The following is a 22,495-nucleotide window of genomic DNA, read 5'->3' as shown; positions in this document are numbered from 1 at the left end:
GCGAGCGCATGCCGTCGGAGCGCCGTGCGGCGCAGACCGTGCAGACGGGGCTGGCTGACGATCAGCCCACGCCGTCCGAGGTGCAGGCCGAGCGGACCTCGCTGGGCGACCTGCTCGCCGAGGTCTCCCGCGACATCTCGACGCTCATGCGCCAGGAGGTCGAGCTCGCGAAGGCCGAACTGCGCGAGTCCGCGAAGCGGGCGGGCAAGGGCGCCGGGTTCTTCAGCGGCGCCGGCGTCGCCGGCATGCTCGCGCTCGTCTTCCTGTCGGTGGCGATCTGGTGGGGGCTCGGCTTCCTCATGGGCCTCGTCTGGTCCGGCATCGTCGTCGCCGTGATCTGGGGCATCGTCGCCGCGATCCTCGCGGTCGTCGGGAAGCGGGAGATCGACGCGATCTCGGGCATGCCCAACACCGTGGACACCCTGAAGGAGATCCCGGACACACTGAAGCGAAATGAGGAGAACCGATGAGCAACACAGATCAGATCCGCGAGGACATCGAACGCACCCGTGCCGAGCTCGGCCAGGACGTCGACGCGCTCGCCGACAAGGTGAACCCCGGCAAGGCGGCGCAGCGCCAGGGCCGCAAGGTGCGCCGCGCCCTCACCTCGGTCAAGGACCGCGTCATGGGCGTCGCCGGCGACGTGGGCGACTCCGCCCATGACGCGCTCGAGAACGCCGGATCGGCCGTGGCCGACGCACCGCACAAGGTCGCGTCGAGCACCCGCGGCAACCCGATCGCGGTCGGTCTCATCGCATTCGGCGCCGGCCTGCTCGCGGCCTCGCTCGTGCCCGCGTCGCGGCCCGAGCAGCGGCTCGCCGACAAGGCGAAGGATGCCGCGGAGCCGCTCATCGACGAGGTGAAGGACGTCGCCGCCGAGTCGGCCGACCACCTGCGCGAGCCCGCTCGCGAGGCGGTCGACTCCGTCAAGGACCGCGCCGCCGAGGCGGTCGACACGGTCAAGGCCGAGGGTGCTGCCGCCGCGGACAGCGTGTCCGGCGAGGCGAAGCACGCGGCGGGCCCGCCGGGTTTCTGCGTCCCCCCCCGAGACGCGGCGAAGGCCGGTGACAGGGTGCCGCCGCGGCATCCGTCACCGGCCTTCGCCGCGGCTGTCGAACGTGCACTCGGTGGCGCCTCCTCGAGATCCGGCCTTGCCCGCGGCCGTGGCGCCGTGCCACGATCCCCGCAGGGGGAAGGGGCCTTCGCATGACCGACGAGTACCCGAACATCAGCGACCACGGGATCATCGGGGACCTGCAGACCGCAGCGCTCGTGGACGTGAACGGCACGATCGACTGGTTCTGCTGTCCGCGATTCGACTCGCCGAGCGTGTTCGCGTCGCTGCTCGATCCCGAGCGCGGCGGGCACCTCCGGGTCAAGCCGGCGGTCGACGACTACGTGACGAGGCAGCTGTACCTGCCGAACACGGCGATCCTCATCACCCGCTTCCTGACCGAGGCGGGCGTCGGCGAGGTGATCGACTTCATGCCGGTCATCGAGGGAGCGGCGACCGATCGCCACCGGCTCGCGCGCCTCATCCGCGTGGTGCGCGGGTCCATGACCTTCGAAGCCGACATCCAGCCCCGATTCGACTACGGGCGGATGCCGCACCGCACCGAGATCACCGACGAAGGCGCGATCTTCGTGGCCGACGACCTCTCGCTCACCGTGCACCGGGTGGGCGACCCCGTCATGCACGGCGACGAGCGCGCCGGCCGCGTCGAGCCCGACGGCGACGGCGTCCGCGTGACGGCCACGCTGAACGCGGGTGAGATCACCGGCATGCTGCTCGAGTCGGGCGGCGCCCCGCCGCGCAAGATGGCGAAGAAGCGACTGCTCTCGATGTTCCTCGAGACGCGACGGTACTGGCGCGACTGGAACAGCCGCTCCACCTACACGGGCCGCTGGCGCGAGATGGTCGAGCGATCGGCGATGACCCTCAAGCTCATGACCTACGCGCCGAGCGGCGCGCTCGTGGCGGCGCCCACGGCCGCCTTGCCCGAGCAGGTGGGCGGCGAGCGCAACTGGGACTACCGCTACACGTGGATCCGCGACGCGTCGTTCTCGGTCTATGCGCTGCTCAGCCTGGGCTACACGGAGGAGGCCGAGGCCTTCGTCTCCTGGCTCATGGACCGCATCCACGAGAGCGTGGGCGACACGTCGGGACCGCTGAAGATCATGTACCGCGTCGACGGCTCGTCGGACCTCGTCGAGGAGACCCTCGACCACCTCGCCGGATACCGCGGATCGAGGCCCGTGCGCATCGGCAACGGCGCGGCCGACCAGCTGCAGCTCGACATCTACGGCGAGGCCATGGACTCGATCCACCTCGCCGACACCCACGGTCTGCAGCTCCCGCACGTGGGATGGACCCAGATCCGGGAGATGCTCGACTGGGTCTGCGACCACTGGGACTCGCCGGAGGAGGGTATCTGGGAGACCCGCGGCGGCCGGCAGAACTTCACGTACGGCCGGTTCATGTGCTGGGTCGCCCTCGACCGCGGCATCCGCCTGGCCCAGTCGCGCGGTCGGCCCGCGTCGATCGACCGGTGGACGGAGGAACGCGACCGGATCTACGAGCAGGTCATGTCGAAGGGGTTCGATGCGGAGCGGCAGGCGTTCGTGCAGCACCAGGAGACCGACGTGCTCGACGCCTCGCTGCTGCTCATGCCGCTCATGGGGTTCGTCGCGCCGCGGGATCCGATGTGGCTGTCGACGCTGCGCGCGATGGACGAGGAGCTCGTCTCCGACAGCCTCGTCTACCGCTACAACCCGAGCGCCTCGCCCGACGGGCTGCGCGGCTCGGAGGGCACGTTCACCCTGTGCTCGTTCTTCTACGTCGACGCGCTCGCCCGGTCGGGGCGGCTCGACGACGCGCAGCTGACCTTCGAGAAGATGCTGACCTACGCCAACCACCTGGGTCTGTACGCCGAGGAGATCGGCCTCACCGGCGAGCAGCTGGGCAACTTCCCGCAGGCGTTCAGCCACCTCGCGCTCATCAACGCCGCGGTGAACCTCGACTACCAGCTCGATCACGGCTCCGGCTACGTCGACCCCGTGCTGAAGAAGGGCCGACGCGCGGGCTGACCGGCGCTCGGCGACGATGCGGACCGGGAGGGGCGGATGGTGCGAGCGGATGCGGACGACCGACGCGAGGCACGCGGCGACATCCTCGTGATCTTCGGGATCACGGGCGACCTGGCCAGGGTGATGACGTTCCGCTCGCTGTACCGGCTGGAGCTGCGCGGGCTGCTGGACTGTCCCGTCGTCGGCGTGGCCTTCGACGACTGGACCGTCGACCGGCTCGTCGAGCGGGCGCGGACGTCGATCGACGAGACGGGCGAGCCGCTCGACGAGGCGGTGTTCGGGCGCTTCGCGGCCCGTCTTCGCTACGTGCAGGGCGACTTCGGCGACCCCGCCACGTACCACCGGCTCGCGGTCGCGATGGACGGAGCGAACACGCCCGTCTTCTACCTCGAGACCCCGCCGAGCCTCTTCGCGACCGTCGTGCAGGGCCTCGCGGATGCCGGTCTCGCCGCGCACGGCCGCGTGGTCATCGAGAAGCCCTTCGGGAACGACCTCCCCTCGGCTCGGGCGCTCGCGGCAGAGCTGCACCAGTACGTGGACGAGTCGCAGATCTACCGGATCGACCACTACCTCGGGAAGATGGGCCTCGAGGAGATCCTCTACCTGCGCTTCGGGAACACCATGCTCGAACCGGTCTGGAACCGCAACTACGTCGACTGCGTGCAGATCACCATGGCCGAGGACTTCGGCATCGCGGGGCGCGGTCACTTCTACGATCCCGTCGGCGCGCTCCGCGATGTCGTCGTGAACCACCTGATGCAGGTGGTCGCCGCCGTCGCGATGGAGGCGCCGTCGCACGGGGATCCGGGGACGATCAAGGACATGCAGCTCTCGCTGTTCCGGGCCATGGTCGAGGCCGACCCGCGGCGGTACGTGCGAGGACAGTTCGACGGCTACCGTGACGTCGACGGCGTCGCCGCCGACTCCACGACCGAGACCTTCTGCGCGCTGGAGCTCGAGATCGAGAACTGGCGCTGGTCGGGCGTCCCGTTCTTCATCCGCACCGGCAAGCTCCTGCCCGTCACCCAGACGGAGGTGCGGTTGGTGTTCGCGCACTCCCCGAGACTCGGCTTCGGCCTGCGCGATGCCGAGACGGAGCCCGACCAGCTCGTGATCCGGCTCGACCCCTCGACGGGCGTGCGCATCGTGCTCAATGCGCAGCGGGCGGATGCCGCGATCCCTCGCTCGGTCGAACTCGACATGGAGTTCGCGGCCAAGGGCGGCGAGGGCCCGACCCCCTACGAGGTCCTGCTGCACGCCGCGCTCGTGGGCGCGAGTCCCCGCTTCGGCCGGCAGGACACGATCGAGGAGGCGTGGCGGGTCATGCAGCCGCTCATCGACGCGCCCCCGCCCGTGCGGCGCTATGCGCCGGGCACGTGGGGGCCGTACGACGCCGACTCCCTCGTCGCAGAGCACGGCGGGTGGCGCGAGCCCTGGGTCTGACCGGGTGGGCAGCCGGTTCGGGCGGCGACTTGGCCGGTGTCAGTGCGGCAGGTTCGGCACCCGCAGGTGGTGATCCCGCACGTCGGGGTGCCGGGTGGGGATGGCCCCGGCGCGGAGGGCGAGGGCGGCGACCGAGAGGCAGATGCCGCCGTTGCTGTTCGCGGCGAGCATCAGGCTGTCGAGCCACGCATGATCGAGTCGGTCGGGGCGCGTGGAGGCGAACTCCGCACGCACGAGCACGGACGTGCTCACGAGCACCTGCTCGGTGTGGCCGTCGGGGCAGTCCCACTCGAGCAGCACGGACTCGTGCCGCCGCAGCTTCGCGACGATGACGGCGAACACGTGCTCGAGCAGGTCGTCGTCGAGTTCGGCGGATGTCTCGTGACCGATGTGCAGTCTGCCCATGGCGATGGAACCTCCCCGCGATCCGGGATCGAGTCTGACCGTGCAGTCACGAGGAGGCAGGGACCTTCGGCCCGCGGCGGGACTCCCGTGCACGCCGACGCCGCAGCGCACGGTGCCGCCGGCTACTCCGCGCTCGAGGCGCTCTCCGCGTGGGGCGCTCCGACCGGCTTGGACTCCGACGATCCGCGCTGGCGGAGGAAGATCGACAACGCCACCATGGTGCCCACCGCGAGGAACTCCGACTGCCAGTTCTGCAGGGTGCGGTTCCAGAAGTCCGCGCTCACGACGTACCCGCTCCACGCGACGGTCGGCAGGTCGTGGTCGAGTTGTTCCTGGTTGTAGACGACCGTGCCGGCGATCGACTGCGCGAGCCACGAGAGCAGGAAGATCGCGCCCATCACGAGGAGGAGGGAGTTCGAGTAGACCACCTGGCGCCAGCCGCCGACGCTCGCCCAGCGCGGCGAGTCGGGCTTCGCATGCTCGCCGACGAGCTGCTCCGCATCGCTGTCGAGCCCCTCGTCGCCGGGCTTCTTCGACTCGGGGGAGCCCCGCTGCACGAGCCAGATGGTCGCGAAGATGAAGAGGAAGAACTGCAGGTACTCCGACTGCCAGTTCTCCGCGACATCCACGACGAACGCCGAGGACGTGAGGAAGGCACCCATCCCGACCGGCGGCGAGCCGTGGGCCGCCTGCTCCTCGTTGAACTGCGCGAACCCGGCGAACGCCTGGCCCACGAGGGCGAGCACGAAGGCCACGCCGAAGAAGAGGCTGAGGCCGTGCTGGCGCAGTCGCATCGCCCTCACCGCCCCGACAGGCCGATGGCCAGCATGTAGGCGAGCCCGGCACCGATCACGATCAGCCACGAACTGAAGACGACTCTCATGGGCTGAACGTATCCCGCGCCCGAGCGGCATCGCGTCCCCTTGACAGTCGACGGCGATGGTGCGGCGGCTGGGCGGCGCCGCTGGGTTCAGAACCGCGGCAGCGGAGCCACCGGCGTCACCCGGAGCCACGCCACGTGGCATCCGTCGAGCACGAGGCCGCGAGCGAGCGAGACCGTACGGCCCGTGATGAGCTCGTGCGCCTGCGGCGCGAAGCCCGAGAGCGTGAGCCCGTCGATCACGGCGGGCTCGTCGCCGAAGTTGGCGAGCACGAGCACGGTGGTCGCCGGGCCGCCCGCCGCCGTCGTTGCATCCGCCGCCGCCCGGCGCTGGTAGCCGAGCACGTGCGGATGCCGCGCGTCGAAGCCCACGAGCGGACCCACCGCGAGCTCGGGCGTCGCCCGCCGCGCCGCGATCAGCCGGGTGAGGCCCGCGTACACGGCGCCTGCGGGCGTCGTGGGGTCGGAACGGGACGCGTACGCCGCCGCGGGGTAGCGCGGCCGGTTCACCCAGCGGCTGTCGCCGGCGAGATCGGGGTCGTCGAGGTAGGAGTAGTCGTTGAGCTGCCCGACCTCGTCGCCGAGGTAGAGCAGGGGGATGCCGCCCGTGGAGAGGGCGATCGCGTGCGCGAGGAGCACCCGGTCGACGCCCCGGGGGTCACCCGCCTCGATGCCGGCGAGCGACGCCGTCGTGCCGGCCACCCGGGCGTCGCCGGTGCGCGGGTTCTCCTGGAACGGCACGCCGCGCGCGAAGCTCCCGGGATACCGGTTCACGTAGAACGCGTTGAGGAACCGGCGGTGGTCGAACCCGTCGATGCCGAACTCCGCGGCATCCTCGTCGGCGAAGGTCCAGCCGATGTCGTCGTGCCCGCGCACGTAGTTCACCCACGCGCAGCCGCCGGGCAGGGCGTGGCGCCGCTCGAGCGCCTGCGCGAGCATCTGCGGATTCCGCGTGGCGAGCGCCTCCCACGTGAGCGCCATCTGCAGCGGGTTGTACGAGAGTTGGCACTCCTCGAGGGAGATGTACTCGATCACCTCGTCGGGGTGCACGATCGCCTCGGACTTGAACAGGAGCGACGGCGCGGCGATGCGCAGCACCGCGTTGAACGCCTGCAGGAGCAGGTGCGCCTGGGGCAGCGACTCGCACGGGGTTCCGAGCTGCTTCCAGATGAACGCGACCGCGTCCATGCGCAGCACCTCGACGCCGAGGTTCGCGAGGAACACCATCTCGCCGGCCATCGCGCGGAACACCGCCGGGTTCGCGTAGTTGAGGTCCCATTGGAACGAGTGGAAGGTGGCCCACACCCAGCGCCCGTCGGGCAACTGCACGAACGAGCCGGGGTGGTCGTCGGGGAAGATCTCCCGCACGGTGCGCTCGTAGGCGTCGGGCATCGTGCGGTCGGGGAAGATCAGGTAGAAGTCCTCGTACCCGGGATCGCCGGCGACCGCACGCTGCGCCCACTCGTGGTTCGACGCGGTGTGGTTGAAGATGAAGTCGAGCACGAGCGAGATGCCGTTCGCGCGAAGCTCGGCTGCGAGCGCCTGCAGGTCGTCGATGGTGCCGAGGTGCGGCGCGACCGCGCGGTAGCTCGACACGGCGTAGCCGCCGTCGGAGTTGCCCTCCGGCACGGCGAAGAGCGGCATGAGGTGCAGGTAGGTCAGGCCGAGCTCCACGAACTCGGGAATTCGGGCCCGCACGCCCGCGAGGTTGCCGGCGTACCGGTCGACGTAGCAGACCCCGCCGAGCATGCGGTTCGACCCGTACCACTCCGGCTCGTGCTCGCGCCGGGCGTCGAGCTCGCGCAGGTCCGCGGGCCGTGCGGTCCAGGACGCCTCGGCGTCGCCGATCACGCCGGCGAGCGCTTCGAGGGCGTCCTCGCGCTCGCCGTAGAGTTCGGCGAAGAGGCGGTGGAGGGTGCCGAAGTGCTCGTCGAGCCGGCGATCGAAATCCGGGCCGCCGGGCGCGCGGCTCGCGGGGCTCGTGGAGCGCGCGGCTCGGATGCGGGCGAGATCGACATCGGCGTCGTGACCCAGACGTGCCATACGCACAGCCTGCCGCATCCGGCGCCCGAACGCGCGGTCATGACGGGGAGGATGGTCCCAGTCCTGCCCGCGCCCGGCCGCGGACGGCGGCGCGGCCCGCGAGCCGGCTCGGGCCGCCTCGTACCCCATTCGGGGGAGTGGATCCTCCGTTTTGCTGGGAATAGCCTGTTCGTCCCGCCGATTCCCCCTGATGTGGAAGCACCGGTGAACCCCGTTTGGGTAGGCTCCCACCCATCTGACTGTCCGCGATCGAGGATTCGGCTATGAGGATGCTGCGCAGCGGCCCCGGTCTCGATCGCGCGCCGGAAGCGGCGCTGCCGCGGTTCCGGCCGCGTCCGTCGGCCTCGGCGGGCGCGTTCGTCGGCGCGCTGGTGCGCAACGCCTGCCGCACGCTCATCCTCGCCGGGGTGCTGGTCGCGTGCGTTCGCCTGTTCGTCGTGCACTTCCACGACCCGGCCGGTCACTCGCCGGCCCTCGCCGAGGGGCCCGCATGGCTCATCCCGGTGGTCGCCGTCGCGGTCGCGCTGCTCGCGCTGCTCGTCGCGGTGACGCCGATCGTCGGCCCCATCTTCGGCGTCCTCGACGCCGCGCTGCGGGTGCGCGCCGGCCTCAACGGCCTCGCGTGGGGGGTCATCGTGATGCTGGCGGTCCAGTTCACGGGCGACGCGTTCAACGCGATCCCGGGGGGCCACGAGGTGGTCGGCCTCGTGCTGGGGTCCGCGATGGCGGTCGTCACGTCGCACACGCATCGACGCTCGGTCGCGAACGACACGTACCGCACCTTCAACCTGATGGCGATGCTGCTCGCCTCGGGCAGTCTCGCGAGCATGAGCCTCACGCCGACCGGTCACTGGTGGGCGCACAACTTCAGCACGCTCGGAACCTCCGACGATGTGGCGGCGATGTGCTTCAACGGCGCCGTCGTGCTCTCGGGCGGCGGGATCGCGCTGATGTCGGGCGCACTCACCCGCGCCCTCACGGCATCCCGGTTCGCCGTGCGGCGGCAGGGTCTCGTGGGCATGCGCGTGCTCATCTCCCTCATCGGCGTCAGCCTCATGGGGGTCGGCCTCGTGCCGATCGACGGTGCGACCGGCCTGCACGACTCGTTCGCGAGCACCGCGGGCGCGTCCTTCGGCGCGCTCGTGGTCGGCGCCCGGTGGTTCGCACGACGGATGCCGCGCACGCTCGTCGTGGTCTCCGACGTGTTCCTCGTGTTCCTGGCCACGGCATGGGTCGCCTATGCGCTGCTCTCGCTCGTGAACCTCACGCTGTTCGAGATCGTCGCCTTCACGCTCGTGTTCGTGTGGCTCATCACCCTCGTCGTCACGACGCACCGTGGAGCGGAGCAGGCCGCCCTCGCCGCCGCCGAACGGGGCGCGGTGCCTGCGGGCTCGCGCGTGCCCGCTCCACCCTTCACGCTCGCGACGGTTCGCGCGTTCGCCCTCAGCGCACGCGACCGCGGAATCTCCACGGTGATGGCGCGTTCTCCTCGAGTAGAAGTTGAGCCACCGGGGCTCAACTTGGTATCGTTAGGGCGAACCTGAGTCCCACCGACTCAACTTCGCTGATGGAAGGAGACCACCATGGCCAACCACGACCCGTTCCGCGACCTCGACCGCGTGGCATCCGCGCTGTTCGACAGCGCTCGCCGCGGCCCCCGTCGCATGCCGATGGACCTCTACCGCGACGGCGACCACTACGTGCTCACCGCCGACCTCCCGGGCATCGACCCGGGCTCGGTCGACATCGACGTCGACGGCCAGCTGCTCACGATCCGCGCTGAGCGCACGCTCGCGACCGGCGAGGGCGTCAAGTGGATCACGCGCGAGCGCGAGGCCGCGTCGTTCCTGCGCCAGCTGAGCCTCGGCCAGGGCGTCGACACCGAGCGCATCTCGGCGAGTTACGCCAACGGCGTGCTGAGCGTCACGATCCCCGTGAGCGAGAAGGCGAAGCCGCGCAAGGTCGCCGTCGAGACCCCGGAGTCGGGCGACTCGAGCGTGACCGCCGGCGACACCGTGCAGCCGGTCGAGTCGTGACCGACGAGCGGGTGCGGTACGACCGCGTCGAGGAGCGGCATCGCTACGAGATGTTCCTCGACGGCGAGCTCGCTGGGTACGCGGAGTACCGCGCCCGTCCGGGGCGCATCGTGTTCACGCACACCGTGGTGCTCCCCGGCCACGAGGGCCAGGGGCTCGGCACCGCGCTCGCCAAGCACGTGCTCGACGACGCCGTCGCGCGCGGCGAGCGCATCGTGCCGTACTGCCCGTTCATCGCCGCGTACCTCAAGCGACACGAGGGCTACGAGGCATCCGTCGACTGGCCCTGACCGGCCGCATTCGCGGTCGCCGAACGCGCTCGACCGTCCTCGGATCGGCACTGTCCCCCGGTCGGGGGAACTGCAACTGAGTGACCGTCGGGTTACGATTCGAGAAACCCGAGTCGGGTACCCGAACCCGACACACAGCCGTTCGCGGCCGCGATGAGACCGGATGTCCCAATGCTCCGGTCCCTCGGGAGGTGCTCGCCGAGCTCAGTTCGGGTCGCTCGGCGGGATTGGCCTCTCTGAGGCCGCGGTGGGGCGGGAGGTAGGGTTCCCGCCCCACCGTTTCAATCACGTTGATCGCGCCCGTTCGCGCTGAGTCACGGTGTTGGCGGCAGGTCGTCTCTCCATTGATTGCGCGGTTGCCCACTTTCCGCCCACACGTGCCACGCGATGTCGGTGTGTAATTGGGCCAATCTCACCGGCAAGGCACGAAATGTCCATGACCATCCGGGTCAGTACCTCTCGACCGCAAAGATCGTCCATTCGGCTCGATGAGTGGATCCCGGCGTCAAGGATTGGAGGTCGATACCCGTATTGAAGGCTGCGGGGGGACATGTCATTGGTTCAACGGCGAGTCCGGCCCGGTCGGAGCCATCCGCCGTGTGAATCTGCACCCAGCCGCACTCTGGACCCCACGCCATGCCCACGCCGGTGCCGTTGGGGCCAGTCAATCGCGCTGTCGCGCGGCTTTGCTGGTCACGTGCCAGCGATGTGTAGGCGTGATCGATAACGGTAGAAGCGATTGCACGACCTGCTCTGAAGTCAAGTTCGGAGGACGTGACCGCAACTCGATCGAGAGGAATCAGTCGGTCTTCTGTCACGGTCAGGACTTCATCGGCTGCCAGTTCGAGGACCCAATCGTCCACCACTCCATCTCCGGCGACCAGATATGGATGAGGACCGACACCGTAGGGGGCAGGACGGTTGCCCAGGTTGGTCGCGGCAACCGAAGTGCGGAGTCCTGCCTCATCAAGGCGGTACGTGATTCGTAACTCGACACGGAAGGGGTATCCGTCTTGGGGTTCGATGATCCCGATGAGTTGCAGGAGGTTCGTGGTCCGACGAGTCGGCGTGAACTCGAGCCAGACGACAAGCCCGTGCAGCGCGTGTTGCCGGTCAACTTCGTTGATTGGTAGCTGGTAGTTCCCGCCGTCCCACTCGTAGAGACCATCGATGACTCTGTTGGGCCAAGGTGCCAGAATTGCGCCAGAGTAGGCCGGTCGGATGCTGTCGACTTCGAACGGCAGCACGAGATCTCGGCCGCGGTACGTGAGCCGTCGCAGACTGGCGCCGATTCCCGTGATGGTGGCTTCGTATTCGCCGAAGCTCAGTTCATGCTGGTCACCGGAAGGTGGTCGCATCTTGTCTCTCCTATTTGACGGTTCCGTAGACGTCCGCGACTTGGCTGTGCCAGCCTGAAGCCGACCTCGGCGTCCCGAAGCGCACGCTCGCGTAGTTCAGTGATTCGAATTCCCATCACCCATGAGGACCGCTTCTCGGATGGCTTCGACCGGGATCTTCGGTGACCGATCCGCCCGCAGTAGGCCGTTCGTCTCCTGGCCGGTATCCGTGAGCTGTGTGTAGCAGAAGCCCGCAAGGACAGGCGAGGACTGCGCAGCGCGGAGGAGTCCCGTGACCTGTTCCTCGAACTGTGATGCATTCTCAGCGGAGCTGTATCCCCATGCACCCCTGATGTCATCCTCGATGAAGCTCACGCCGCCGAACTCTGTGAGCATCACCGGCTGATCGCGGTCTTCGAGCGTCGTCGACATTCGCCGGCCCGCCGGCCCGAAGCCGGCGAGCAAGTCGGCGACCGCCTCGGTTGATCCGTAGCGTGCGGCGAGACTCTGGGGGTTGCCGTCATAATCATGAACGGTCCAGATGTCGGAATCCGTGTGCTCCCAGCCATCATTGGAGATAACCGGCCGCGTCCCATCGACCGCCCGCGTAAGATCCGCAATGGCTCGGCTGAAGGCTTGTTGGCGGGGATCGTGCGAGATGTGCTGAACGCCCCAACTCTCGTTCAACGGCACCCAAGCGACAATCGACGGATGAGACCGATCGCGCCGCACCAGCTCGACCCACTCGTTGGTCAGGAGTGCGATCGCACGCGGGTTGAAGTCGTACGCGCTGGCGGTCTCGCCCCACACGAGAAGACCAAGCCGGTCCGCCCAGAACAAGAATCGAGGGTCTTCGGCCTTCTGGTGGACGCGGGCGGCGTTGAATCCGAGCGCTTTGATGAGCTCCACCTCTCGCCGTAGCGCGTCCGGTGACGGTGCGGCAAGATGCGACTCCGGCCAGTAGTTCTGTGAGAGTACGGAGCGCATGTAGATCGGTCGGTCGTTGAGGAGGAACGCTCGCTCGGTTGCTTCGACGCTTCGGAGCCCGAAGTAACTCGCCACCGCGTCCCCACTCGCCAGGAGATCACCAGGCTGATTGGATGCGAGCTCGAGCTCGATTCTTGCGGAGATCAGTCTCGGATGGTCGGGACTCCAGAGCAGCTCCTCGTACTGCTGTCCGTTCCGCTGGGCCGGTAGCCCGATCCGAAGGTGCGTGGTCTGGTCGATGAGGAGCTGCCGGGACTCTGCGAGAACCGCGTGTTCATAGGTGATGGTGATGTGCGCCCAGCTGCCGTTGAGTGGCCCAGCATTGAGGGTCATCTCGAGGTCGATGGCGGCATTGGGCACGTCCGCTTCCCACGCCAGTTCGCGGATGTACTGCTGCGGCACGGATTCCAGCCACACCGGCTGCCAGATTCCCGTCGTGCGGTGGTACCAGATCGAGTGCGGGTCTTCGCGCCAGTCCTGCTTGCCCCGGGGGAGGGACACGTCGTGCGGGTCGTCGACGGCGCGGACGATGAGCTCGTTGTCGGCGTCCGTGGTGGCGGCGTCGCTGATGTCGAACCAGAACGGGGTCTGTCCACCTTCATGCCGGCCAAGGAACGTACCGTTCAACCAGACCTCGGCGGCCCAGTCCACCGCACCGAAGTGCAGCAGCAGCGTGGGGCGATCGGCGCCATGTCCGCTCGTCTGGATCGCAGTCGGGCCGAAGGTTCGGCGGTACCAGACCACGGGGTGATATCCGGTGTCTCCGATGCCCGAGGCCGGCGACTCAGGCGGGAACGGAACGGTGATCTGGCGGTCGAAGACCACGGCCCCCGGGTTGGCGGACTGGAGGTCTTGTGCGAACGCGAAGTCCCAGTCGCCGGTCAGGTCGCTCCAGTGCTCCCGAAGGAGCTGCGGGCGAGGATAGCGACCGTCTTGATTCACCGGATCGGGAAGATGTCTGGGACTGGTCGTGGTGCTCATGCGCTCGCTCTCTTGATGATCTTGAAGGGAATGGAAGTCTCGATCGCGGGGCCCGGCTCGAGGACCAGATCAAGCGCTATCCGCGCGATCGCTGCCTTGTCGGGCGAAACGGATGTGAGGGTCGGGGTGCTGTAGCGTCCCTCATCGATGTCGTCGAACCCGATGACAGCGACATCGGCGGGCACATGAACGCCCCGTTCAGCTAGTGCGTGCATCGCGCCGAGCGCGAGCAGGTCATTGAACGCGAAGACCGCATCGAACCCGACCCCGCTGTCGAGAAGCCGGTTGGCAGCCGAGGCACCGTCGCTGCGGTGGAACGCTTCCACGGTCATGACCAGGTCATCGTCCAAGGGCAGACCGGCGGCGGTTAGCGCCTCACGGTACCCCGCCAGGCGAAGCATGGAGGTCTCGTTCGGACCCTCCACCTGGGCCCCGATGGCGGCGATGCGCTTCCGACCCCGCGCGATCAGATGGTCTGTCGCAGCTCGAGCAGCCAGCGTGTTGTCCACCGTCACGTGCGGAAAGGGGCTCTGACCGATGTGCTCGCCGAGGAGCACGAGCGGAGTCGTGTCGAGCCGGTGTGCCAGGTCGTCGGCGTTCAGCGCAAGTGCGCTCAAGATGAGACCATCCATGACTGGCAGACCGACGCCGTCACTCAGTCGACGTTCGCTGTCACGGTCGCCGTTCGTCTGGTTGATCAGCACGGTAATCGAGCGATCCTGCGCAGCACGCACGAGTTCAGAAGCGAGCTCGGCGAAGTATGGCTGGCTCAGTTCGGGCAATGCGACAGCGACCATGCCGCTGCGGCCGCTACGGAGTTGGCGAGCGGCCGCATTCGGCCGATACCCGAGACTCACGAGTGCCTCACGTACGCGCTCTTGCAGCTCGGGGCTTACCCATCCGGTGCCGTTCACCACATTCGACACGGTCTTCGCGGAGACGCCCACGTGGTCGGCGACATCTTTCAGCGTGGTTCGGTTCACCGCCGTATTCCCTTCCGCGAGAGCATCGCGCACTCGCATCATCGAGAGGTCGTCCTTCAACGATTACCTTCGCACATCCGGGGCAGCTTGTACAACGATTACCGTAGGGCTGTACAACGATTACCGGTCGGTGTATAACTTGAAACGCCATCATTCGTTCAACGATGAACTACGAAAGGGAATGTCATGCAACAGCACCGCAGCTCCACCCGACGTCGGGCGCGGAGGCGGCTCGCCGTCGTCCCGGCCGCGCTTGCCGTCGCCGCGCTCGCTCTCGCGGGATGCGCGGGTCAGGGCAAGTCATCCGCGGAAGAGGCTGATCCGAACGCCAAGGTGACACTCGACTTCTGGAACGGATTCACCGGACCCGACGGACCCGCGCTCGAGCAGGTTGTCTCTGACTTCAACGCGTCCCAGGACCGCATCACCGTCAAGACGAACATCATGCCGTGGGACACTCTGTACCAGAAAGTGCTTACCGCGGTGGCAGGGAAGAACGGGCCGGACATCGTCGCGATGTCTGCATCGCGGCTCCCTCAGTACGCATCGGAGGGACTCTTCCAGCCGGTGGACGACTACTACGAGAACGCCGACTACGAGTCGGATGCGTTGACGCCTGCAGCAGCGGAGGCGTCGGTGTTCGATGGCAAGAACTATGGCGTCCCCGTCAACCTCGCCACCATGCTCATGTACTACAACAAGGACCTCTTCACCGCGGCGGGTCTCGACCCCGAGGCCCCGCCGAAGACGTGGGACGAGTTCGCTGCGATGGTACCGAAGCTGACCGTGGACGAGGACGGCGACGGCAAGCCCGAGCAGTACGCCATCGCACTGGCCGACCACGAGACCGTGCCGATGTACCCGACGTTCCTCTGGAACACCGGCGGAGGCATCGTTGACGAGGACGGCGAGAAGTCGCTCCTCGACACGCCCGAGACCCTCGAGGCGCTGAACTTCTGGGTCGATCTCGTACGAGAGAAGAACGCTTCTCCGGTCGGACTCGCCGGTGCCGATGCTGACAAGCTGTTCCAGACGGGCAAGGCCGCGATCGAGATCGTGGGCCCCTGGATGACGACCGGATTCGATGAAGCCGGCCTCAACTACGGACTGGCACCCGCGTTCGCCGGACCGACGGACAGCGTCACGCTGGCGGATGTCGTGTCGATGTCCGTGCCGGCCAACGCGGATGCCACCACCAAGGAAGCGGCATACGAGTTCTTCGCCTACTGGAACTCGAAGGAGGGGCAGATCACGTGGGCTAACGGTTCTGGCTTCCCCCCCACGCGTTCGGATGTCGCGGCTGACATCACGGAGAGCCCGTACCCCGCGATCTTCGGCGCTTCGGACGTGACGAGCAACGCGCGCGTCCTCATGCCGGGCGTGGCCGCGGGCGGAACCATCATGGAGAACGTGTTCACTCCGGCTCTGCAGAAGGCCCTCAACGGCGAGGGGTCGGTCGACGACCTCTTCACCGAGGCGTCGAAGCAGGCACAGGCCGAGCTCGATAAGTAGCACCGCCAAGCTTGGGGCGCCGCGTCCCCCTGCGCGGCGCCCCAGTCACCTGGAGAAGATCAATGACGACTCTTGAATCCACCCGCCTCTCCGAGACCGTGCGCGCGTCGCGGCGCAGGGGCCGATTCGCCCGGAAACAGGAGCTCACGGCGTGGCTCTTTCTTGCTCCGGCGATCGTGATCCTCACGGCCTTCATGTTGTATCCGATGGTTCAGGCCGCCTACCTGTCGCTCACTGACTACAACCTGATCAGGGCCGCAGAGTGGGTCGGATTCGACAACTACATCGAACTCCTGCAAGATCCCGCATTCTGGAACGCATTCTGGAACACGGTCCTCTACGCCGTGGTCGTCACTCCGATCACGGTCGGGCTCTCCCTCGCGCTTGCCCTCTTCCTCAACCGGCAGTTCGTCGGACGTGCTTTCGTCCGGACCGCGATCTTCCTGCCGTTCATCGTCTCGCTCGGGATCATTGCGATCGCCTGGACGTTCCTCCTGGACCCGAACATCGGACTGCTTTCGTACTGGCTCGCGCAGATCGGTGTGGTAACAGAACAGGGCCTCCTCAGCGATCCGAACACCGCCATGGGTGCGGTGATGTTCGTCGGCGTCTGGAAGTTCGTGGGGTTCTACATGGTGATGTACCTGGCCGGGCTGCAGTCGATTCCCGAGGAGCTCTACGAGGCGGCCCGCCTCGACGGCGCCGGCGCGTGGCAGCGGTTCCGCAACGTCACCCTGCCTCTGCTGTCCAACCAGACGCTCCTGGTGTCAGTACTCGCACTCATCGCGACGCTTCAAGCCTTCGACCAGATCTATGTCATGACCCGGGGTGGGCCTTTCTTCAAGACCGAGACGATCGTGATGCTGATCTATCGCGAAGGCTTCCAGGAACTGCGATTCGGCTACGGCGCCGCCATCTCCATCGTCTTGCTCATCTTCGTCTTCCTCTTGTCCATGATCCAGTATGGCTACTTCCGTCGTAAGCAGGTGAGGTACTGATGACCGTAACCCTCGTGAACGAGACTGTGCAGCCCGACGAGCACCGGGGCTCTGCACAGTCGAAGCGCTCAAGGCGTTCAGGATCGATCGTCTCGACCTACTCCATCTGGAAGTGGCTCACCGTCATTGCCGGTATCGTGATCGCCCTTGCGATGCTCCTGCCGGTGCTGTGGATGGCGTTCACCGCCTTCAAGCCGGAAACCGACATCGTGACCTACCCGCCAACGCTGTGGCCGCGCGAGGTCACGTTCGAGAACTTCGCCGAGGTCTGGGAGCGAATCCCCTTCGCTCAGCTGTACCTGAACACGATCATCTTCGCCGGCAGTGTCACGCTGATCTCACTCCTCTTCGATTCGATGGCGGCGTATGCGCTAGCCCGTCTCGAGTTCCGGGGCAGCGGCGTCGTCCTCGTCCTCATCCTGCTGCTGCTGATGATTCCATTCCAGGTGACCCTCATCCCCCTCTACGACATGCTGAACGGAATCGGGCTGACCAACACCCTTCCCGGACTGATCATCCCGAGGATGACCAACGCATTCGGCATCTTCTTCCTTCGACAGTTCTTCCTATCGCTGCCGCGGGACCTTGAAGAAGCGGCTCGCGTTGATGGCGCAAGCGAATGGCGCATCTACTGGGGTGTGATCATGCCGCTTGCGAAGCCAGCACTGTTGACCCTCGGCCTATTCCACTTCCAGTACAACTGGAATGACCTGCTGTGGCCTCTGATCATGTCGGCGGACGTGGAGTCGGCGACTCTGCCGGCCGGCCTCGCCCTGTTCATGGGGCAGCACGTAGTGGAATACGGGCTTCTGATGGCTGGCGCACTGCTCGCGCTGCTGCCGGTCATCGTGTTCTTCCTCGTCATTCAACGCAGCTTCGTCGCTGGGATCGCCACTACCGGCCTCAAGTGACTCACGGCTGAGCTGACCCAGCCCGTGCAGCACTTCTCTAACGACTCAGGGCAACACCAGAAAGGAAGACTGTGGCTTCTGCGCAGTGGACAAACGACGGACGACTGCACTTCGGCGTGGGAATCGAGGACACCTTCATCCCCCAGGAAGCTCTCGGCCATCGCAAGCTTGACGAGTACGAATTGACACAGCACTACCAGAACTGGCGCTCTGACCTTGATCATGTCGCTGACAGCGGCGCCGAACTGCTTCGGTGGGGCATTCCCTGGTACCTCGTCGAGCCACGACCAGGCGAGTTCGACTGGCGATGGCTCGACGAGGTCGCCGCGCACATGAACGATCGCGGAATCCGCTGCGTCGTCGACCTCATGCATTACGGCACACCGCTATGGCTCGAGAACTCCTTCGCGAACGCGGCGTATCCAGAGCGTGTCGCCAGCTACGCTCGAGCGGTCGCGGAACGCTACGCCGGAGTCTGGGACGACTTCACTCCGCTGAACGAACCGGTGATCAACGCGATCTACTGTGGCGAGACCGGCGTCTGGCCGCCGAACCTGCAAGGCCAGGATGGGTTCGTCCGAGTCGCAGTAGCTCTCGCGCGCGGGCTGGTCCGCACCCAGCAGGAGATCGAGGCTGTGAATCCGGCGGCGACATTCGTCCACGTCGAGGCGGGCTTCCGGTGGGAAGGCGACACCACGCCGCTCTCGCGTGAGCTGCTCGAGGAACGACGGTTCATCATCCTCGACCTCGCAATGGGCCGGGTAGGTGAGAAGCATCCGCTGCGTTCCTACTTGGCGGAACACGGCGTCACCGGGGCGGACCTCGACTGGTTCGCACACAACCCGGTCACACCGGACGTGCTGGGCGTGAATTACTACCCTGGATTCACGACCGTCAGCATGGACGATTCCGGTACGACTCAACCCGTTGAGGCAGGCACCGCCGGACTCCGCGACCTGGTAGAGGTGTACTCCGAACGCTACGGGCTTCCGCTGGCGATCACCGAAACCTCACGGGGCGGATCGGTCGAGGCGCGGCTGGAATGGCTGGAAGAGTCCCTTACCGAGGTGAACGCGCTCCGTGAAGAAGGACATCCGGTGCTCGCGTACATTTGGTTCCCTTTCTTCACTCTGGTCGACTGGCTCTACCGCCTCGACCACCACACTCCCGACCACTGGTTCGTGCACATGGGCCTCATCGACCTCGTCCGCGGGGCCGACCAGCAACTCCAGCGGCACCACACCCCCGCGTTCGACGCATTCCGGTCGCACGCCACAGCGAGCAAGTAGCCAGGTCAGTCGGTCCTGTCGCGGTAAAGCGGCTGTGCGCCCCACATCAGCGGGGTTTGCCGCGACCGTACCCCGACTTCGAACGGTGGAATACGCGGCCGCTCTGTTGTCAGCATGGAGCGGCCACGTGCCCACAGTTTGCCCACAATCGGACTGGAACCACCGACGATCGACGGGCAGGTTTGTGAGCCAAGAAGCCCGGAATTCCGCGGAAGCTGACGACCAGAGCCGTCGACGCAACGGCGAAAAACGGGTTCCCGCCCCACCGTCACGCCCGGAATCGGAACGAACCGGCGATGCGGCGCGCCGGCTACAGGCGCCCGACCGTCTTGATGTCCTCGAGGAACTCCGCGGCGACCTCGGGGGACACCGTCGCCCGGGTGGCGGCGATCGCGGCGGTGTAGTCCTCCATGTGGGGGCCGCGGGCATCGGCTTCGCCCGAGTGGACGGCGTTCTCGAGCGCCGACTGCGACGCCTTGCGGGCCGCGTACTCGATGTCGGCGGGCGAGAAGCCGTCGGTCATCTCCACGAGCGCGCTGACGTCGATGTCCACCGCGGCCGCGGGGATGTAGCGACCCCAGATCGCGGTGCGGGCCTCCTCGTCGGGCAGGCCGATCGGGATGACGTAGTCGAAGCGGCCGTGCCGGAGGAACGCGGAGTCGAGCGAGCGGATGAAGTTCGTGGCGCAGATGAGCAGCCGGTCGGGCTGCTCGCGGAATGCCGGGATGATCTTCAGCAGCTCGTTCGTCACGCCCTGGGTGGGCGACGGCGGCTCGCCCTGGCGGTGGGAGGCGATCTCCTCGACCTCGTCGATGAAGACGACCGCGTGCTCGAGCTCGGAGATCGTGAGGAAGGTCTCGCGCAGCGCACCGGCGAGCGCTCCGGGGGTGGCGGCCAGGCGCGAGGGGAACACCTCGACGAACGACCACTCCAGTCGTGACGCGATCGCCTTGGCGAAGGTGGTCTTGCCCGTCCCGGGCGGGCCGAAGAGCACGACGGCGCGCGGCGGCGCGACCCCGAAGCGCTCCGCGAGCTCGGGCTGCGCGAGCGGCAGCACGAGTCGGCGTTCGAGCAGCTCCTTCTCGGCGGTCATGCCCCCGACGGCGTCCCAGAGCCCGCGGGGAAGCACCCGGCCGCCGAGCTCGGCGAGGAGCTTCAACTCCTCCCGCTGCACGGGGATGTGCCGCTCGAAGTAGTGCAGGTCCTGCTTCAGCTCGAAGCCCTGGTGCAGGAATACTCCGACACGGGTCTCCGCGGCGGGCATGAGCGCCGAGAGCTTCGCCACCCCCGACGGGGCCATGCGCGCCTCGAGGGCGGCGAGCAGCGACGATCCGATGCCCCGCCCCCGGGAGTCGGCGGCGGTGGCGAGGAAGACGACCCAGCCCTGCGCGTGGGCGGCACGGCCGACGGCCGCTCCGACGATGTGGTCGCCGCTCACGGCGACGACCGCATGGTCCTTCGCGCACGAGGCGAGCACCTCTGCGAGGTTGTACACGGGTTCCGCGTCCGCGGCGGCGACCTGCTCCCAGAGCCGCAGGATGCCGTCGACGTCGTCGGCGTGGTAGTCGCGGATGCGCCAGTTGGCCATGCGTGCCTCCTCGGGCGCAGGGTTCAGCGGTGCGCGTTCGCAGCCGGCGGTGCCGACGTGGCCGCCTCGGACTCTCGCAGCCGATCGCACAGCTCGGTCAGCTCGCGGAGTTCGGCGTCGTCGAGGGCGTCGCCGACGCGCGTGGTGATCGCCTCCATGTGACGGATCGCCACCGTGCGGAAGAGCGCGAACCCCTCGTCGGTGAGCTCCACGATCGTGCTCCGCCCGTCGTCGGGGTCGTCGTGCTTGCGCACGAGCCCGCGCGCCACGAGTCGGTCGACGAGGCGGCTCACACTCGGCTGCGTGATGAGCACGTTGCGATTCAGCTCCTTCAGTCGCAGCTGCCGACCGGGCGCACGCGAGATGTTGAAGAGCACGTCGTACTCGTTGAGCGACATGATGTCGGACGGGAACTCGGCGTGGAGCGTTCGCATCACCGAGACCTGGGCCCGGAAGAGCGATTCCCAGGCGGCTACCGCCACCATGCGATCAGCCAAGCGAGGCTCCCTCCGTCGGATGTCCGAGACTCATCCAAGGATAGGGACTCCGGGGCGAAGGGGAAGCCCCAGTACACATGGTTGAGGGCCGGTCGTAGAGGCTGACGACCGGCCCTCGCCCTTGCACCAAGAGTGTCCTGCAATCACATTCCGCACCGGCCGCCACAGCAAACAACCGGTGCACGCACCAATGTATAACGGATCGGTAACGGGCGCTAGTTATCAATCTGTGATTTTTCGGAGAGTCCCGAAACCGGTTCTGCGGGCGGCCCGCCGGGGGTGTTGCGGATGCCGCGACCCAGGCGGCCATGTGGGCAAGCGCGCACCCGGGGCGGCTCGGATCAGGCGCCTCCGTCGGCTGCGGTCGCGAGTCCCAGCGGGGCCAGCACGGCGTCGTCGAGGAAGGCTGAGACGTCGGCGAGTTCCTCGGCCGAGATGCCGTGGCCGAGGCCGCCGTAGGTGCGCCGCGTGAGCGTGACGTGCCCGGGCAGCCACGCGTCGGTGCGGGCAACCGCGTCGGCGGCGATGACCTGGTCGGCGTCGCCACGCCCGGAGAACACGGGCGGACGTGCGACGGCGAGCTCGGCGTCGCCGGGCAGCGAGCCGTCGAGCGTGAATCCGGCCAGCACGACGGCCGCCGCGAAGCGCTCGGGCCGGTTCCGGAGCAGCTGCGTCGCCATCAGCCCGCCCTGCGAGAACCCGAGGGGGATCACGGGGGTGGTCGCGGCGACGTGCTCGTCGAGCCAGTCGAGCACCGCGGTCGTGCTCGCGCCGACGAGTCCGGGGTCGGGACGCCCGGGCACGGTGATCGGCACCCAGGCATGACCGCCGTTGCCGAGTGCGAGCGGCGCGCGCAACGAGGCCCAGGCGAGGTCGCGGGGAAGGTGCGGCATGATCCCGGGGAGGTCGCGTTCGCTCGATCCGAATCCGTGCAGCAGCAGCACGAGGGGAGCGCCCGCGGCGGTCGCCCCGCCGCGCACCGCGGCAGCGTCGTCGATCCGAATCGTCATGGCGGTCTCTCCCTCGTCGAACGCCTCGCGAGCAACTCGCGCGCTCGCAGTTAGTTGTTGCAACAACCAACATCCTAGCTCGGATCCGACGCCGCGTCGGTCGACGGCAGCGTCGAGCGCTGATGGCGCGGCGGTCGGGCGGGTGCGGGAGGGCCGGCGCCCGGCCGGACAGCAGGAGACCCCCGGTGTCCCGGCCGGGGGTCTCTCATGCTCGGGCG

General features: G+C 67.6%; 20 protein-coding genes. 11 read left to right on the top strand and 9 right to left on the bottom strand.

The window, feature by feature from the left end; genetic code table 11:
- Window positions 1–8: 8 nt before the first annotated feature.
- Genes EDM22_RS05475 through zwf form a run of 4 tightly spaced genes read left to right on the top strand, consistent with a single transcriptional unit; the run spans window position 9 to window position 4,530 of the window.
- A complete protein-coding gene (locus EDM22_RS05475) occupies window positions 9–470 on the top strand; it encodes a phage holin family protein (RefSeq protein ID WP_122936073.1) in 462 nt (153 codons plus the stop codon).
- Complete coding sequence (locus EDM22_RS05470; protein WP_122936051.1) at window positions 467–1,210, top strand: DUF3618 domain-containing protein; 744 nt, start codon at window positions 467–469, stop codon at window positions 1,208–1,210. The genes EDM22_RS05475 and EDM22_RS05470 overlap by 4 nt, the downstream gene beginning before the upstream one ends.
- Window positions 1,207–3,087, top strand: coding sequence for a glycoside hydrolase family 15 protein (locus EDM22_RS05465; protein WP_122936050.1), 1,881 nt, complete (start codon window positions 1,207–1,209; stop codon window positions 3,085–3,087). The genes EDM22_RS05470 and EDM22_RS05465 overlap by 4 nt, the downstream gene beginning before the upstream one ends.
- 36 nt (window positions 3,088–3,123) lie before the next feature.
- Complete coding sequence (zwf, locus tag EDM22_RS05460) at window positions 3,124–4,530, top strand: glucose-6-phosphate dehydrogenase (RefSeq protein ID WP_122936049.1); 1,407 nt, start codon at window positions 3,124–3,126, stop codon at window positions 4,528–4,530.
- 39 nt (window positions 4,531–4,569) lie between these two features.
- Here the strand turns inward: zwf and EDM22_RS05455 are convergent, their stop codons facing one another.
- The 3 genes from EDM22_RS05455 to EDM22_RS05445 form a co-directional block, all read right to left on the bottom strand.
- Window positions 4,570–4,935, bottom strand: coding sequence for a DUF7882 family protein (locus EDM22_RS05455; RefSeq protein WP_122936048.1), 366 nt, complete (start codon window positions 4,933–4,935; stop codon window positions 4,570–4,572).
- A 122-nt stretch (window positions 4,936–5,057) separates the two neighbouring features.
- Window positions 5,058–5,729: a DUF6766 family protein gene (locus EDM22_RS05450; protein WP_122936047.1), complete on the bottom strand. Its 672-nt coding sequence runs from the start codon at window positions 5,727–5,729 to the stop codon at window positions 5,058–5,060.
- 176 nt (window positions 5,730–5,905) lie between these two features.
- The gene (locus EDM22_RS05445) at window positions 5,906–7,858 is read right to left on the bottom strand and encodes an alpha-amylase family protein (RefSeq protein WP_122936046.1); all 1,953 of its coding nucleotides are present in this window, start codon (window positions 7,856–7,858) and stop codon (window positions 5,906–5,908) included.
- Between the two features lie 263 nt (window positions 7,859–8,121).
- Between EDM22_RS05445 and EDM22_RS05440 the strand changes: the two genes are divergently transcribed.
- Genes EDM22_RS05440 through EDM22_RS05430 form a run of 3 tightly spaced genes read left to right on the top strand, consistent with a single transcriptional unit; the run spans window position 8,122 to window position 10,184 of the window.
- A complete protein-coding gene (locus tag EDM22_RS05440; protein ID WP_138708035.1) occupies window positions 8,122–9,402 on the top strand; it encodes a hypothetical protein in 1,281 nt (426 codons plus the stop codon).
- 39 nt (window positions 9,403–9,441) lie between these two features.
- Window positions 9,442–9,894, top strand: coding sequence for an Hsp20/alpha crystallin family protein (locus EDM22_RS05435; RefSeq protein WP_122936044.1), 453 nt, complete (start codon window positions 9,442–9,444; stop codon window positions 9,892–9,894).
- The gene (locus EDM22_RS05430) at window positions 9,891–10,184 is read left to right on the top strand and encodes a GNAT family N-acetyltransferase (protein ID WP_245989226.1); all 294 of its coding nucleotides are present in this window, start codon (window positions 9,891–9,893) and stop codon (window positions 10,182–10,184) included. The genes EDM22_RS05435 and EDM22_RS05430 overlap by 4 nt, the downstream gene beginning before the upstream one ends.
- A gap of 449 nt (window positions 10,185–10,633) precedes the next feature.
- Here EDM22_RS05430 and EDM22_RS05425 read toward each other — a convergent pair whose 3' ends face one another.
- The 3 genes from EDM22_RS05425 to EDM22_RS05415 all read right to left on the bottom strand — a co-directional run bounded on the left by EDM22_RS05425 (window position 10,634) and on the right by EDM22_RS05415 (window position 14,532).
- Window positions 10,634–11,542, bottom strand: a complete 909-nt coding sequence (locus tag EDM22_RS05425; RefSeq protein WP_122936043.1) for an aldose 1-epimerase family protein — start codon at window positions 11,540–11,542, stop codon at window positions 10,634–10,636.
- Window positions 11,543–11,638: 96 nt separating this feature from the next.
- On the bottom strand, window positions 11,639–13,489 hold the full coding sequence (locus EDM22_RS05420; RefSeq protein WP_122936042.1) for a glycoside hydrolase family 2 protein: 1,851 nt from the start codon (window positions 13,487–13,489) through the stop codon (window positions 11,639–11,641).
- On the bottom strand, window positions 13,486–14,532 hold the full coding sequence (locus EDM22_RS05415; RefSeq protein WP_245989225.1) for a LacI family DNA-binding transcriptional regulator: 1,047 nt from the start codon (window positions 14,530–14,532) through the stop codon (window positions 13,486–13,488). The genes EDM22_RS05420 and EDM22_RS05415 overlap by 4 nt, the downstream gene beginning before the upstream one ends.
- Window positions 14,533–14,658: 126 nt before the next feature.
- On the opposite strand from EDM22_RS05415, the gene EDM22_RS05410 reads away from it, so the two are divergent.
- The 4 genes from EDM22_RS05410 (at window position 14,659) to EDM22_RS05395 (ending at window position 19,182) form a co-directional block, all read left to right on the top strand.
- Complete coding sequence (locus tag EDM22_RS05410; protein ID WP_122936041.1) at window positions 14,659–15,984, top strand: ABC transporter substrate-binding protein; 1,326 nt, start codon at window positions 14,659–14,661, stop codon at window positions 15,982–15,984.
- Window positions 15,985–16,046: 62 nt separating this feature from the next.
- Window positions 16,047–16,982 carry a carbohydrate ABC transporter permease gene (locus EDM22_RS05405; RefSeq protein ID WP_122936040.1) on the top strand — a complete coding sequence of 312 codons (936 nt, stop codon included), beginning with the start codon at window positions 16,047–16,049 and terminating at the stop codon, window positions 16,980–16,982.
- Complete coding sequence (locus EDM22_RS05400) at window positions 16,982–17,893, top strand: carbohydrate ABC transporter permease (protein WP_122936039.1); 912 nt, start codon at window positions 16,982–16,984, stop codon at window positions 17,891–17,893. Before EDM22_RS05405 ends, EDM22_RS05400 begins: the two co-directional genes overlap by 1 nt.
- 71 nt (window positions 17,894–17,964) lie before the next feature.
- Entirely contained in the window at window positions 17,965–19,182 is a 1,218-nt protein-coding gene (locus EDM22_RS05395; protein WP_122936038.1) for a family 1 glycosylhydrolase, read from the top strand.
- A gap of 310 nt (window positions 19,183–19,492) precedes the next feature.
- Here EDM22_RS05395 and EDM22_RS05390 read toward each other — a convergent pair whose 3' ends face one another.
- The 3 genes from EDM22_RS05390 to EDM22_RS05380 form a co-directional block, all read right to left on the bottom strand.
- On the bottom strand, window positions 19,493–20,770 hold the full coding sequence (locus tag EDM22_RS05390) for an ATP-binding protein (protein ID WP_122936037.1): 1,278 nt from the start codon (window positions 20,768–20,770) through the stop codon (window positions 19,493–19,495).
- A 23-nt stretch (window positions 20,771–20,793) separates the two neighbouring features.
- A complete protein-coding gene (locus EDM22_RS05385; protein WP_122936036.1) occupies window positions 20,794–21,255 on the bottom strand; it encodes a MarR family winged helix-turn-helix transcriptional regulator in 462 nt (153 codons plus the stop codon).
- Window positions 21,256–21,608: 353 nt separating this feature from the next.
- Complete coding sequence (locus EDM22_RS05380; protein ID WP_122936035.1) at window positions 21,609–22,277, bottom strand: alpha/beta hydrolase; 669 nt, start codon at window positions 22,275–22,277, stop codon at window positions 21,609–21,611.
- Window positions 22,278–22,495 lie beyond the last annotated feature (218 nt).

This window comes from Agromyces tardus, assembly GCF_003710805.1.
Classification (GTDB): Bacteria; Actinomycetota; Actinomycetes; order Actinomycetales; family Microbacteriaceae; genus Agromyces; species Agromyces tardus.
This window is presented reverse-complemented; position numbering and strand designations above follow the sequence as displayed.